Annotated in this window: 11 protein-coding genes; 8 read left to right on the top strand and 3 right to left on the bottom strand. The window is 36.0% G+C overall.

The window, feature by feature from the left end; translation table 11 throughout:
* The first annotated feature begins 5 nt into the window (after positions 1 to 5).
* The 4 genes from AC1DKZ_RS19250 to AC1DKZ_RS19235 all read left to right on the top strand — a co-directional run bounded on the left by AC1DKZ_RS19250 (position 6) and on the right by AC1DKZ_RS19235 (position 4,292).
* Positions 6 to 584 (top strand): TerD family protein, encoded by a 579-nt coding sequence (locus AC1DKZ_RS19250; RefSeq protein WP_002091197.1) that lies wholly within the window; start codon positions 6 to 8, stop codon positions 582 to 584.
* A 73-nt stretch (positions 585 to 657) separates the two neighbouring features.
* On the top strand, positions 658 to 1,449 hold the full coding sequence (locus tag AC1DKZ_RS19245) for a TerC family protein (protein ID WP_113937979.1): 792 nt from the start codon (positions 658 to 660) through the stop codon (positions 1,447 to 1,449).
* Between the two features lie 110 nt (positions 1,450 to 1,559).
* Positions 1,560 to 3,191, top strand: coding sequence for a YceG family protein (locus AC1DKZ_RS19240; RefSeq protein WP_476996859.1), 1,632 nt, complete (start codon positions 1,560 to 1,562; stop codon positions 3,189 to 3,191).
* Between the two features lie 18 nt (positions 3,192 to 3,209).
* Positions 3,210 to 4,292 (top strand): toxic anion resistance protein, encoded by a 1,083-nt coding sequence (locus AC1DKZ_RS19235; protein ID WP_002029585.1) that lies wholly within the window; start codon positions 3,210 to 3,212, stop codon positions 4,290 to 4,292.
* Between the two features lie 34 nt (positions 4,293 to 4,326).
* Here AC1DKZ_RS19235 and AC1DKZ_RS19230 read toward each other — a convergent pair whose 3' ends face one another.
* Positions 4,327 to 6,993, bottom strand: a complete 2,667-nt coding sequence (locus tag AC1DKZ_RS19230) for a cation-translocating P-type ATPase (RefSeq protein WP_476996858.1) — start codon at positions 6,991 to 6,993, stop codon at positions 4,327 to 4,329.
* Positions 6,994 to 7,186: 193 nt separating this feature from the next.
* Entirely contained in the window at positions 7,187 to 7,411 is a 225-nt protein-coding gene (locus tag AC1DKZ_RS19225) for a DUF1128 domain-containing protein (RefSeq protein WP_002010236.1), read from the bottom strand.
* Positions 7,412 to 7,588: 177 nt separating this feature from the next.
* Here AC1DKZ_RS19225 and AC1DKZ_RS19220 point away from each other — a divergent pair, with 177 nt between their 5' ends.
* Genes AC1DKZ_RS19220 through AC1DKZ_RS19210 form a run of 3 tightly spaced genes read left to right on the top strand, consistent with a single transcriptional unit; the run spans position 7,589 to position 9,497 of the window.
* Positions 7,589 to 8,053, top strand: coding sequence for a low molecular weight protein-tyrosine-phosphatase (locus tag AC1DKZ_RS19220; protein WP_002091191.1), 465 nt, complete (start codon positions 7,589 to 7,591; stop codon positions 8,051 to 8,053).
* Between the two features lie 53 nt (positions 8,054 to 8,106).
* Entirely contained in the window at positions 8,107 to 8,622 is a 516-nt protein-coding gene (locus tag AC1DKZ_RS19215) for a DUF4075 domain-containing protein (RefSeq protein ID WP_002115844.1), read from the top strand.
* Positions 8,623 to 8,627: 5 nt separating this feature from the next.
* Positions 8,628 to 9,497 carry a YihY/virulence factor BrkB family protein gene (locus tag AC1DKZ_RS19210; protein ID WP_002063656.1) on the top strand — a complete coding sequence of 290 codons (870 nt, stop codon included), beginning with the start codon at positions 8,628 to 8,630 and terminating at the stop codon, positions 9,495 to 9,497.
* A gap of 182 nt (positions 9,498 to 9,679) precedes the next feature.
* Here AC1DKZ_RS19210 and AC1DKZ_RS19205 read toward each other — a convergent pair whose 3' ends face one another.
* Positions 9,680 to 11,605 carry a heavy metal translocating P-type ATPase gene (locus AC1DKZ_RS19205; RefSeq protein ID WP_476996857.1) on the bottom strand — a complete coding sequence of 642 codons (1,926 nt, stop codon included), beginning with the start codon at positions 11,603 to 11,605 and terminating at the stop codon, positions 9,680 to 9,682.
* A gap of 426 nt (positions 11,606 to 12,031) precedes the next feature.
* Here AC1DKZ_RS19205 and AC1DKZ_RS19200 point away from each other — a divergent pair, with 426 nt between their 5' ends.
* Positions 12,032 to 12,982 (top strand): DMT family transporter, encoded by a 951-nt coding sequence (locus tag AC1DKZ_RS19200; RefSeq protein ID WP_002139517.1) that lies wholly within the window; start codon positions 12,032 to 12,034, stop codon positions 12,980 to 12,982.
* Positions 12,983 to 13,016 lie beyond the last annotated feature (34 nt).

Genomic DNA, 13,016 nt, shown 5'->3' with positions numbered 1-13,016 from the left:
TATATATGGTTATTCAATTGCAAAAAGGACAGAAAATAGATTTAGCTAAAACAAGCCCAGGTTTATCAAGAGCAGTAATTGGTCTTGGATGGGATATTAAATCTTATGATGGTGGATCTGATTTCGATTTAGATGCATCTGCCTTTTTATTAGATGCGAACGGGAAATGTACGAAGGAAACTGATTTTATTTTCTATAATAATTTACAGTCTCCTTGTGAATCAGTTTTACATACAGGAGATAACCGTACAGGTGCAGGTGACGGTGATGATGAGCAACTTGTTGTCGATTTGAAAAAGGTTCCAGCAGATGTTCATAAAATTGCTATTACAGTTACAATTTATGATGGTGAAGGCCGTAATCAAAACTTTGGACAGGTTGCAAATGCATTCGTTCGTTTAGCAAATGAAGAAACAAACGAAGAAGTTCTTCGTTTTGATTTAGGGGAAGATTTCTCCATTGAAACAGCAGTTGTCTTTTGTGAATTATATCGTCATAATGGACAGTGGAAGTTTAGTGCAGTAGGAAGCGGATTCCAAGGTGGATTAGGTGCGCTTGTAAAAGCGTATGGCTTGGATGCATAAGAAGGGAAACGACATTCGTTTCCTTTTTTTGACCTTTCTATAAATCTAGCAAAGAATAGGGGATAAAGGTAAGATGAGTATTTTGCAAGGAATCCTTGATACGTATGCTCAGTTTTTCGACTTGGACATGTGGATTAAAGTGTTACAAGATCCAGTATCTTGGGGGTTAATAGGTACACTTGTTGTACTTGAAGGCTTATTATCTGCCGATAATGCACTCGTATTAGCAGTAATGGTAAAACATCTTCCAGAAGAAAAACGAAAAAAAGCATTATTCTATGGACTGATTGGAGCTTATGTATTCCGTTTTATTGCAATTGGAATCGGAATGTTCTTAATTAAATTGGCCTGGGTAAAAGTGTTAGGTGCGCTTTACTTAGCTTGGCTATCAATTAAATATTTCATTGATAAAAGAAAAGGCAATTCAGAAGAAGCGGAAGCCCATGGTATGAACCAAAACAGTATTCTCTTCAGAATGTTCGGTGTTTTCTGGGGGACGGTTGCGATGGTTGAATTAATGGATATCGCATTCTCTGTAGATAGTGTACTTGCTGCATTTGGTGTATCGAATGAAGTTTGGATTTTACTATTAGGTGGAATGCTCGGTATTTTAATGATGCGTGGTATCGCTGGTGTATTCTTAAAATTGTTAGAGCGTATTCCAGAACTTGAAACGACAGCATATATTTTAATTTTAATTATTGCAGCAAAAATGCTACTGTCTGTCATTCATATTGAAGTAAGTCATACGCTGTTCTTTATTATTTTAGTTATAGCGTTTGGAGCAACATTTATACTTCACTACATGAAGAATTCTGGACAAGCTAAAGAAGAAGTTGCAGCTACTAAAAGTGAACATAAATAATTGAAATGGGTTTGCTCGTTATGCGAGCGCCCATTTTTTATAACTAAAAATAGTTTATAATAGAAGAGAAACTTTAGAAAAAACGTAAATGTTTTTGGAGGTGAACTGTTGTGTTTTCACGTTTTACACTTCAACCATGTGCATTAAAAGAAGAATCAGATTTAAAGCAATTTGAAGCGCTTTTAGAAAAACGTCCACAATATGAACTGACAGAGAATGAGATGAAATTTAGTTACATAGCAAGTCGAATTCTTGGTGTCCCTAATGATGTAGATGAATATATCAATGTGTTATTTGATTATAGTGAAGCAAAAGGGATCGAGGTTTTGCATGAACAAAATTTAAATAAGGTGATTGATCCCGAAAAACTGCGCCATATTCAAGAAGTTTTTGCATTACATCAAGAAGCGCCGAATGGACTTACCGTCAATAGGCTTGTAGCACATTTGTCTGGAAAACAACTATTACCGCAAGTAGACAATCCTGATTTACAGCATTATATACATACGACGTTTATTTCTGTATTGAAATTGTATGAGAAGCAACATAATCAATCTTTAAAAACAGAAGGATTCCGGCGTTTCTTAATCGATATGATTAAATTAAGTGAAAATTACGTAGCAAAGTGGTTTTCTACAATTAATTATAAGAAGCAAATGCCGCGTATCGTTTGGTACGGTGATGCGACGGAGAGTCGTATATATTTCTTACACTTTCTTATTATGCTCGGCTGTGATGTGCTTTATTATCACCCAGAAGGAAAAGATGGATTTGAGAATATTGATGAGGAAGGAAGAAGTTTTGTTGTGTCTCATGCAGGTCGTATTTCTCTTGAGCCATTTCCAGATCGCCGCCGCGAACGTGTTGCAACAGTAGCGTATCAAGCTTCAAAAGAAATTGAGCAAGTACTTCACCACGATAATTCACTGTTGTACAAGCCGTGGCAATTCCGTTCGTATACGCCTGTAGCTCGTACGCTTAAAACAACGTATGATGAACTCTTTTTAATTACGAAAGAAAAGGCATTTGTACGCCCGACATTCTTTGTTGAGAATAAACACATTTATATCCCTTCTTTATTTGCGAAAATATCAGGTGTTTCAAAAAATGATAAAGAGTATTTTCAGCGATTAAAGGCTGTTACATCATTTGATAACAGTTTATTAATTAATACATTCCCGTTTACGAAAGAACAAAAAGCAAATTTCCAATATCATTATCGAGATGCATTGGACCGCGGGGGAAAGTTACATCCGGATTTAATTATGAACAGCCATTGGTGGCCGCATAAGCGTTTACCAGAAGGATTACAACATGGTATTGCAGAAGCAATGATCCATACGTGTGAAAGTGAAATGTGTAAACCAATTGCGAAAGAGACGAAACAAGATGTAGCGCTGTATGTTTTCGCACAACTCTCTCAAATACCACCGAACATTTTAGAGCAGCTTGAGAAATTTGATTATTCGCAAGAAGTACCGAAAATTGTTATATTTAATAATGAGAAGAGCGGAGAATTAAGTCGTTCTGATGCTGTGTTATTACTATTTTTAAATCAAATTGGAGTAGATGTATTCCACTTTAATCCAACGGGGAGAAACGATATTGAACCGTATATTCAATCAGGAGCATTTGATTCACATTGGCTTGAAGAAGTTAATTTCGATCTTGAATTTCATGGTTCATCAGCCTATAAAAATTTATCACAAACAATAAAAGGACTATTTCGTCCATTTTTATAAGGAAAGGGAGAATACCATATGAATAACCCAGTCGTACTAGATTCGAAAACAGAATTGAATGAGCAAACCGCACAAGATGTTCGCTTGCAACTTAGACAAGATGCAGAAGTGCAACGTATTTATAACGCAGTAGACATTAAAGATCAATTAGAATTAATTGAACTCGGAAAAGAACCTTCTATGGAAATTTCACGTTTCGCTGATCAAATTTTACATACAATGTCTTTATCGAAAGTAGAAGACTCTGGTGAATTATTAAAACAGCTCGGTAAAATTATGGACAGATTTGATAGTAAAGACTTTGCGGAAGAGAAAAGTGGTTTCTTCTCACGTATGTTCAAAAAAGCAGATAAAATGATTGAACAAATCTTTAGTAAGTATCAGACGATGGGTCGCGAAATGGATAAAGTATACGTAGAAATTACGAAGTATCAAGATGAAATGAAAAAATCAATTGGTACGTTAGATGGTTTATATGAGCAAAACTTAAAGTATTATTTAGACTTAGAAAAATACGTAGTAGCAGGGGAAATGTTATTAGAGCGTTTAAATACAGAGTTAGTTCCGATGTACGAAGAGCGCATACGTAATAATGATCAGTTAGCGGGTATTGAATTAGAATCGCTTAAAAACTCTGTTGAAATTTTAGAACAGCGTATTGATGATTTAGAAAAAGCACGTATGGTTGCTCTATTAACAGCACCACAAATTCGTATGATTCAACGCGGTAACAATAAATTAATCGGTAAAATCAATACAGCATTTATTACAACGATTCCTATCTTTAAAAATGGTATCATTCAAGCGGTAAATGCGAAACGTCAAAAGCTTGTTGCGGATTCTATGGCTGAACTTGATCGCCGTACAAATGAATTACTTAAGAAAAATGCACAAAATATCGCAACTCAAAGTGTGGAAGTAGCGAGATTATCAGGTTCTTCTAGTATTAAGATGGAAACACTTGAGGAAACTTGGAACATTATTTCAAGAGGTATGCAAGAAACACAACAAATTGAAGAGCAAAATAAACGTGAGCGTGAAGAAAGCCGCAAGCGCATGGCTACATTAACAGAGAACATCAAAAAAGAATTACAAGGATAAATAAAAGGCAATGAGGAACAGTCCTCATTGCCTTTTATTTTCTCTTAAATAATTTAATGATTTCATTTACAACAAGCGGAATGATACTTAACAAGAGAACAAATCCCCAATCTTGCATTGTTAATGCATGCACACCGAATATATTGGCAAGAGGTGGGATGGAGATAATACACACTTGCATAAGAACACCGATTAGAAGTGAGAAGACTAAATATTTATTTGTAAATATCCCAATTGAAAAAATTGATTTCGTTCTTGAACGTAAGTTAAATGAATGAACGAGTTGAGAAAAACTAAGAACGACAAATGCCATCGTTTGAGCGTGTAATAGAGCGTCTTCATCAATTTGATCTGGGAAGAGAGGAAATAAATTTGTATCTCCTGTATAGAGCTTTGCCCCGACGATAAAGGCTGTTAAAGTAAGAAGTCCAATTACAACCCCATTGAAAATAAGAAAAGGAACGCTGCCGCTAAATAAGCTTTCTTTCGCATGTCGTGGTTTTTCCTTCATCACATCTGGATCTTCAGGATCAACACCGAGTGATAATGCAGGCAGTGTATCTGTAATTAAATTTACCCACAAAATGTGAATAGGGCGTAGTGGTGTTGCCCAGCCGAGTAAAATAGCTAAAAAGAGAGCTATAATTTCGCCGAAGTTACAAGAGAGTAGGAAGAGAATAGACTTTTTAATATTACGATAAATATTTCTTCCTTCTTCAACAGCTCTCACAATAGATGAGAAGTTATCGTCTGTTAAAACTACATCTGCTGCGCCTTTTGCGACGTCTGTTCCTGTAATGCCCATCGCTACGCCAACATCAGCTTGCTTTAAAGATGGAGCATCATTGACACCATCACCAGTCATAGAAACGATATTTCCTTTTGCACGTAATGCTTTTACGATCTTCACTTTATGTTCTGGAGAGACCCTAGCGAATACATTTAAATGATTAATTTTACTTGCTAGTTCTGTATCTGAAATGTTATCTAATTCAGTTCCAATCATAATTTCAGATTTTTCTTCAGCGATACCAAGTTCTTTGGCAATTGCAAAGGCGGTATCCTTATGATCGCCAGTAATCATAACTGTACGAATACCAGCTTTTTTACACTCTGTAATGGAATCTTTTACTTCTGTACGTGGTGGATCAATCATACCGACAAGACCGATAAAGATGAGATTTTCTTCGAGATGATTTATATCCACATCGCTTGAATTGTATTGTTTAAATGCGAATGAAAGTACTCTTAAAGCTTCTTGAGACATTGACCCGGCAGCGTCTAATATTTGATTTTTATCAGAATCTGTTAGGACCTCGATTTTGTTATTTATAAAGATATGGGTGCAGTGAGGTAAAAGTTTATCAATAGCACCTTTCGTCATGCTATAGTAGCTTTCATCGTATGTATGCACGGTTGACATCATTTTACGATCTGAATCGAAAGGGAGCTCGTTAACGCGTTCATGTGTATTTTCTAACTGATCTTTTTGAATGTTAAAAGAGCTTCCGGCAACAAGAAGGGCGATTTCTGTAGGATCCCCTGTTTGTGAGTCGGTACCGTAAGAAGCATCGTTACATAAAACCATATTTTCTAATAGTAGGCGGTGTATATCATTATTTACATTCAAATTTTCTAAATGATCGTATGTGCGATCACTATAAAAGTGAGTAACAGTCATTTTATTTTGAGTTAATGTACCCGTTTTATCTGAACAAATAATTGTGACAGAACCGAGAGCTTCAACAGCTGGTAGTTTACGAATAATAACATTTTGTTTAATCATACGTTGAACGCCGATGGCAAGGACAATAGAAACGATAGCTGGCAAACCTTCTGGAATGGCTGCAACAGCTAAACTAATTGCAGTCATAAACATTTCTAAAGTATCTCGTCCTTGTAAAAAACCGATGAGAAACATAGTAGCACAAATAGCTACAGCGACAAAGCCTAAATATTTTCCTACTTGTGCTAAGCTTTTTTGAAGTGGTGTCATATCATCGTCTGCTTCATGTAAAAGGGTAGCAATCTTACCAATTTGTGAGTGCATCCCAGTTTCAACAGCAACGCCGACGCCACGTCCGTATGTTACTAGCGTCGACATAAAAGCCATGTTTTTTTGATCGCCTAACGGTACTTGTTCATCACTTTGCATGGAAGGATGGTAGACTGCATCTTTATCAACGGGGACAGATTCACCAGTTAGAGCAGATTCTTCAACCTTTAAATTAGCAGTTTCGATAAGCCGTAAATCACATGGTATATATCGTCCGGCATCAAGCATAACGATATCACCTGGAACGACGTGCTCAGATGGGATTTCTTTTAGTTCGCCGTCTCGTTTTACGATAGCTTTAGGTGTCGCCATTTTCTTTAGTGCTTCTAAAGCTTGCTCGGCCTTTGATTCTTGGATGACACCGATAACTGCATTTAAAATAACAACGAGCGCGATAATACTTGCATCGGCCCATTCACCTACAAAGGCGGAAATAAGGGCAGCAATAATAAGGACGTATACGAGGACGTCGTTAATTTGGGAGAAAATGCGTTGCCATAAAGTACGTTTTTGTTTTGTTGTTAATTCATTAGGGCCATATTGCTTTAAACGTTCATTTACGATTTCATCTGTTAAACCGTGTTGTTCATTTGTTTCTAGGTCTATTAATGTTTGATCTTTCGTCTTACTGTACCAATTGCTCATAAGTAAGCACCCCCAGTAAAAACAGTTAGCAATGGTAGTGTGGCAATTTTTTTAGAGTAGTATGTATGGAGAAAAAAATCTAAGATGAGGTTCTACTTTCATTGTACAGTATTTTAGAATGTGATGAGGAAAAGCGTAGAGTTGTCATGAATTTGTTGAAATTAAAAAGAGCCTCTATCTATGAGGCTCTTTGTTATTTTTTAATTAATGTACCTAACTCTTCTGTAATAGCTTGCATTTCACTAATACTGAATGTTTCACGTTTCATAACGTGCTCATAAATGTCACGTAAGTCCTCGTACATTTCTTCGTTAAAACTAGCAGCTCTCATTGCTCCAGCATTAACCATGCGTAATTTTTCTTTAATAGCTTCTACCATATATTCAACGTTTGCTTCTGATTTTACGGATAAATCCACCGAAGTGTCCCCCTTTAAAATAACATAAGGTTATCTTAACATTTTTTTATCATTTTCGTTAATGAAACTTTTCAATCCTATTAAATTAGTAGGGATTTCCTTTATAATTAATAATTGGTTGTTTATACTATATAAGTATATAGCAAGAACTGCACCAAGAAAGGAAGAAACAAAAATATGGTCCGAGTATTGTTTGTTTGTCTTGGGAACATTTGTCGTTCTCCAATGGCAGAAGCAATTTTTCGGGATCTTGTCGTAAAAGAGGGACTCGAAGAGAAAATTGTCATTGATTCTGCAGGAACTGGAGATTGGCATATTGGTCATCCACCACATAAAGGAACAAAAAAAATTTTAAAAGAAAATGAAGTCTCTTTTGAAGGAATTAAAGCACGCCAAGTAGAAAAAGAAGACTTAACAAAGTTTGATTATATTATTGCCATGGACAACAAGAATATAGCGGATTTAAAAAGTTTTGGTAAAACTGGAGGCTATATTGGTAGACTGTCCGATTTTGTTCCAGACGGTGGCTGGACAGACGTTCCTGACCCTTACTTTACAGGGAACTTCCAAGAAGTGTATGACCTTGTAACAGAAGGGTGTGCAAAGCTAGTAGCTTTCATTCGAAATGAACAAGGAATATGAGGAAGCTTAGAAAGTAATACTTTCTAATATAAGAAATGAAAGGGTGAAGGAATATGGCAAAGAAAAATAATATTGCTCGAAACATTGCGATTGGTGTAGCTGCAGGTGTAGCTGTATCTATGTTAAAGAAAGAAAACCGTGAAAAAGTAAAAAACACGGCAGAAAAAGCAAAAACAAAGATGATTGAAATTGGTGAAAATGCGAAGATAAAAGAAAAAGTGCAAACTGTTACAGATAAAGGACGCGAACTTGCTGATTTTAATGTAGTGAAAGCGAAAGTAGCAGAAATCAAAAAATTGACGCCGTCTGTTGTAGAAACGTTAAAAGAAACGAAAGAAATTTTTAGTAAGAAAAAAATCGTGCCAGTAGAAAAGCCGGAAACGATTGAAATTCAAGCTGTATCTCCAAAGGTAGATGAGCTTAAAGCAGAAGAAGAGCCAGTGGTAGCTGAAGATGGTGGTATGAAAGAAGCGCGTGAATTATTTATGAAAGACTCAAATGCAGAGGAAAAAAAAACTGAAGCATACATTGAGCTAAAGCAAAATAAAGAAGAGAAGAAAAGCGTCTAAAAAATATGAGGAAATTTCTAGAAAAAGCAAAAAGAAATCGCACTTTTTCGTTTGGGAAAGATTTATATGACCGGACGATGCGCGATGATGTAGCGGGCTTAGCAGCACAGCTCGCTTATTTCTTCTTGCTTGCGATTTTCCCTGGGCTTGTTTTCTTAATTACGCTTCTTGGCTTTATTGACCTTCAAACAGAAAGTGTGCTCAATTTATTAGAACCGTACGTACCAGAAGATGCGATGAACTTAATTGAAGTAAACGTAGATAAAGTTGTAAACGAACAAAATGGTGGTTTATTATCATTCGGTTTACTATCGATGTTATGGTTTGCTTCAAACGGGGTGAATGCGGTTATGAACGCTTTTAACCGTGCTTATGATGTAACAGAAACCCGTTCTTTTATTAAAACAAGAGCTTTATCTATCGTGTTCACGTTAGCGATAATTTTTATGATTGTGTTTGCACTAATCGTCCCAGTATTTGGACAAGTGATTGGGGCAGCCGTGTTTAAAGCAATTGGTTTATCGGATAGTTTTTCTTATGTTTGGAGTATTACGCGTTTAGTAGCAAGTTTCTTTGTCTTAATCGCTTTGTTTAGCTTTTTATATACATTTGCGCCTGATCGGAAATTAAAGCGAAGAGAAGTCATATCGGGAGCAATATTTGCTACTGTAGGATGGATTGTGGTATCGTACTCATTTGCCTATTATGTAGATAAATTTGCAAATTACGCTAATACATATGGTGGTCTCGGTGGTATCATTATTTTAATGTTATGGTTTTACTTAACTGCGTGGGTAATTTTACTTGGCGGTGAAATTAATGGTTTACTCCATCATTATAGAACGGGTGACAATAATTCCCGTAATGAAAAATGAGCTCTTGTTCCATAATAAAAGGGAACAGGGGGGATATTTCATGAGTAATAATAAAAAGAACCACAATAATAAAAGTAATAATAAACAAAAGAGCAGTTCGCATCCAAAGCATAAAACGAGCAGTAGTGCGAACGGTCACAATAGCTACCATTAAAAAAAACGGGTCCTTTATCAGGGACCCGTTACTTATTTCCTTTTAATAATCGTAAGCCATTCAAGATTACAAGAATGGTACTTCCTTCATGTCCAATAACACCGAATGGAAGAGCTAAAAACTGCAAGAAATTAGAACAAATCAGCATTGCAATGACAGCTAAAGAGAAGATAACGTTTTGCCTCACAATACGGTTAATTCGTTTTGATAAACGGATTGCTTGAGAGAGACGAGATAATTCGTTTTTCATAAGAACAACGTCTGCAGTCTCTAATGCTACGTCTGTTCCTTCACCCATTGCAACACCAATACTAGAAGTTGCGAGTGCAGGTGCATCGTTTATACCATCTCCAACCATGGCGACTATGCCGTACTTTTCTTTTAACTGCTTTATCGTTTCAACTTTTGTTTCCGGTAAACATGATGCGTAATATTCTTTTATATTACTTTCATTGGCAATTGCTTTTGCTGTTTCTTCATTATCACCAGTAATCATGATTGCTTCGACACCAATGCTTTGCAAATCACGAATAGCCGCTATCGTTTCTTGGCGAAGGGTATCTTTTAAAGCGATCAGTCCAAGAATACCATCCTCATCACTAATATAAACGACAGTTTTCCCCTCTTTTTCAAGTGAAGCAGAAATGCCATTATGAAATGTCTTTGTTTCTTCTCCAATAAAATCAGCTTTACCAATTTTATAAGATTTGTTTTCTAATATTCCTTTTAATCCAAAACCAGTTACATCTTCAACGTTTTCTGGTTTTTTTATCGTAATGTCGTAAGCATGTTTTGCATATTTAACAATCGCTTCTGCTAAAGGATGTGTAGAGTGACTTTCAATCGCTGCTGTAATAGAAAGTACTTCACTTTCTGCTATGCCTTCTCGAACATATACATCTGTTACAGTAGGTTTTCCTTGTGTTAATGTTCCTGTTTTATCAAAGGCAATCGCCTTTACTGAAGCTAGACGTTCTAAATGAATACCACCTTTAAAGAGAATACCGTTTCTCGCTCCGTTTGAAATTGCTGATAAAGTTGCTGGTGTAATGGCTGCAACTAGCGCACAAGGAGAAGCGACTACAAGTAAGATCATTGCGCGATAAAACGTTTCATTCCAACTCCAATCAAGTAAGAAATGAGGAACAAACATCATAAGCGCAACAACAAGTAGTACACCTTTTACGTATGTTCCTTCAAATTTTTCGATGAATAGTTGTGATGGGGATTTTTCGCTTTGTGCACTTTGAACGAGACGAATAATCTTTTGGAATAATGTTTGATCGCTCGGCTTCGTAATTTTAACTTCAATAGCACCACGTAAATTCACAGTGCCGGCAAATACTTCATCGCCGAATTTTTTCTCATTCGGAATGGGTTCTCCTGTAATAGCAGCTTCATCAATATTTGTTTCACCAGTATGAATTGTGCCATCAGCAGGAACACGCTCACCTGGCTTAATTAAAATAATATCGTTAATTTGTAATTGTTCAACTGGAACACGTTCCTCAATTCCGTTTGAAATACGTAATGCTTCTTCAGGTTGTAGATCAAGAAGCGCTGAAATTTCTTTTTGGCTTTTACTTAATGTATAAGATTCCATTGCTCCGCTTAATGCAAAGATGAAGATTAAAATAGCACCCTCTGCCCAGTAACCAATAACTGCGGCACCGATAGCTGCAAAAATCATGAGCATTTCAACATTTAGCTCTTTCTCTTCAATTGTGTCTTCAATACCTTCTTTTGCTTTTGCAAATCCTCCAACTACATAAGCAAGGATATATAAAGTAATACCTGCACTTATTGCATCATTTTTTGTGAATAACCAACCAGCTAAAATAAAAATACCAGATGCGATTGCAAATATAAGTTCATAATGTTTCTTTAATGTATCCCATAAAGAGGGATGAGAAATATCTTTTTGTGCTTGTAATGTTTTTACTTCTGCGTTCATTAATACTCGCTCCTTCCGAATTCTTATTGAGAAAAAGAATCAAAATCGAAACCCCTATAAAACGACGAAAGCTGCCATCCATAATGGATAGCAGCATTTCTGTTGAATCTGGTTTTAATAGTTATTATATTGTAATTATTCTATAGTATAGCATATGTTTTTCTTAGATGATATGTTTTTGTTTTAGTATAAAGTGAAACTTTAATTAGTGAGGGTTTTGTTCATCTCCCGCTGATTATTAGCCCTCGCCAATCGGGCTTTTACGGGCAGCAGGGCTCCCAGCTAACTTCTTTGCCCCAGCCGAATTTGGAGGTGGGAGTTTTACTGCCCGGCGAATAGCGGGATAAACTGAAAACTTGTTTTTTCGCATTTCCTTTGGTATATATGAATATTGTTCATAAAAAGGTCGGAAAGGAAGACATCAAGTTGAAGACAGAGAAATTTTTTACCCATCCGATTGGCGTGTTTATTGCTGCAATAGTAGCAACATTTTTATGGGGAAGCGCATTTCCCTTTATTAAATTAAGCTATGCTGAACTTGGAATTCAGCCACAAGAAGTCGGGGAACAAATATTATTTGCTGGCTATCGCTTTTTCTTATCTGGTGTAATGCTCTTATTATTTTTTAAAGCGTTAGGAAAAGATATGAAGTTCAAAAAAGGAACAGGAAAGCAGTTAGTTCAAATTGGCTTGTTTCAAACTTTTCTTCAATATATATGTTTTTATATTGGAATGAGTTACAGCTCAGGAATTGAAGGAGCGATTATTTCAGGAACATCATCATTCTTTCAAATTTTACTCGCACACTTTTTATATAAAGATGATGCTCTAAATAGGCGAAAAGTAATTGGAGTAGCTATCGGTTTTTGCGGTGTGATTTTAGTGAATGTACCGAGTGATGGAAGTTTATCATTTCATTTTGGAATAGGTAGCTTATTACTTCTTGGGGCAGCAATGATGTATTCGTATGGAAATATACTAGCAAAAGAAGGTAGTAAAACATTAGATATTGGGTATATGACAGCATATCAGATGATTTTCGGATCAATTGGATTGCTATGTATAGGTGCATTTCAAGTTGGAATGATGCCATTCACATTTAATCTACATGCAATACTTATGCTCATATATTTATCGTTCTTATCAGCAGCGGGATTCTGTATATGGAATACAATTATGAAGTATAACAAAGTAGGGAAAGTCTCGATGTATATGTTCTTTATACCAGTGTTTGGTGTGCTACTATCAAGTCTAATTTTAGGGGAAGCAATCCATTCCTTTGTACTATTTGGTTTAGCATGTGTCGCAGCGGGAATTATTGTAGTAAATCGTAAACCGGTTAAAAAGAAAGTTGAGCAAGAAAAACAAGTAGCATAGAGAACAGAAAAACGATTAAAATGGAAGAACAGTA

Source organism: Bacillus sp. 05T21 (assembly GCF_056396785.1).
Note: the sequence above shows the minus strand (reverse complement) of the source record. Positions and strands in the feature narration are given on the sequence as shown.

What these genes read in the sequence shown, in the direction of transcription:
- AC1DKZ_RS19235 (WP_002029585.1), top strand. Translation starts at nt 3,210, where the DNA reads ATGAATAACCCAGTCGTACTAGATTCGAAAACAGAATTGAATGAGCAA.
- AC1DKZ_RS19250 (WP_002091197.1), top strand. Translation starts at nt 6, where the DNA reads ATGGTTATTCAATTGCAAAAAGGACAGAAAATAGATTTAGCTAAAACA.
- AC1DKZ_RS19245 (WP_113937979.1), top strand. Translation starts at nt 658, where the DNA reads ATGAGTATTTTGCAAGGAATCCTTGATACGTATGCTCAGTTTTTCGAC.
- AC1DKZ_RS19215 (WP_002115844.1), top strand. Translation starts at nt 8,107, where the DNA reads ATGGCAAAGAAAAATAATATTGCTCGAAACATTGCGATTGGTGTAGCT.
- AC1DKZ_RS19210 (WP_002063656.1), top strand. Translation starts at nt 8,628, where the DNA reads ATGAGGAAATTTCTAGAAAAAGCAAAAAGAAATCGCACTTTTTCGTTT.
- AC1DKZ_RS19220 (WP_002091191.1), top strand. Translation starts at nt 7,589, where the DNA reads ATGGTCCGAGTATTGTTTGTTTGTCTTGGGAACATTTGTCGTTCTCCA.
- AC1DKZ_RS19230 (WP_476996858.1), bottom strand. Translation starts at nt 6,993, where the DNA reads ATGAGCAATTGGTACAGTAAGACGAAAGATCAAACATTAATAGACCTA.
- AC1DKZ_RS19205 (WP_476996857.1), bottom strand. Translation starts at nt 11,605, where the DNA reads ATGAACGCAGAAGTAAAAACATTACAAGCACAAAAAGATATTTCTCAT.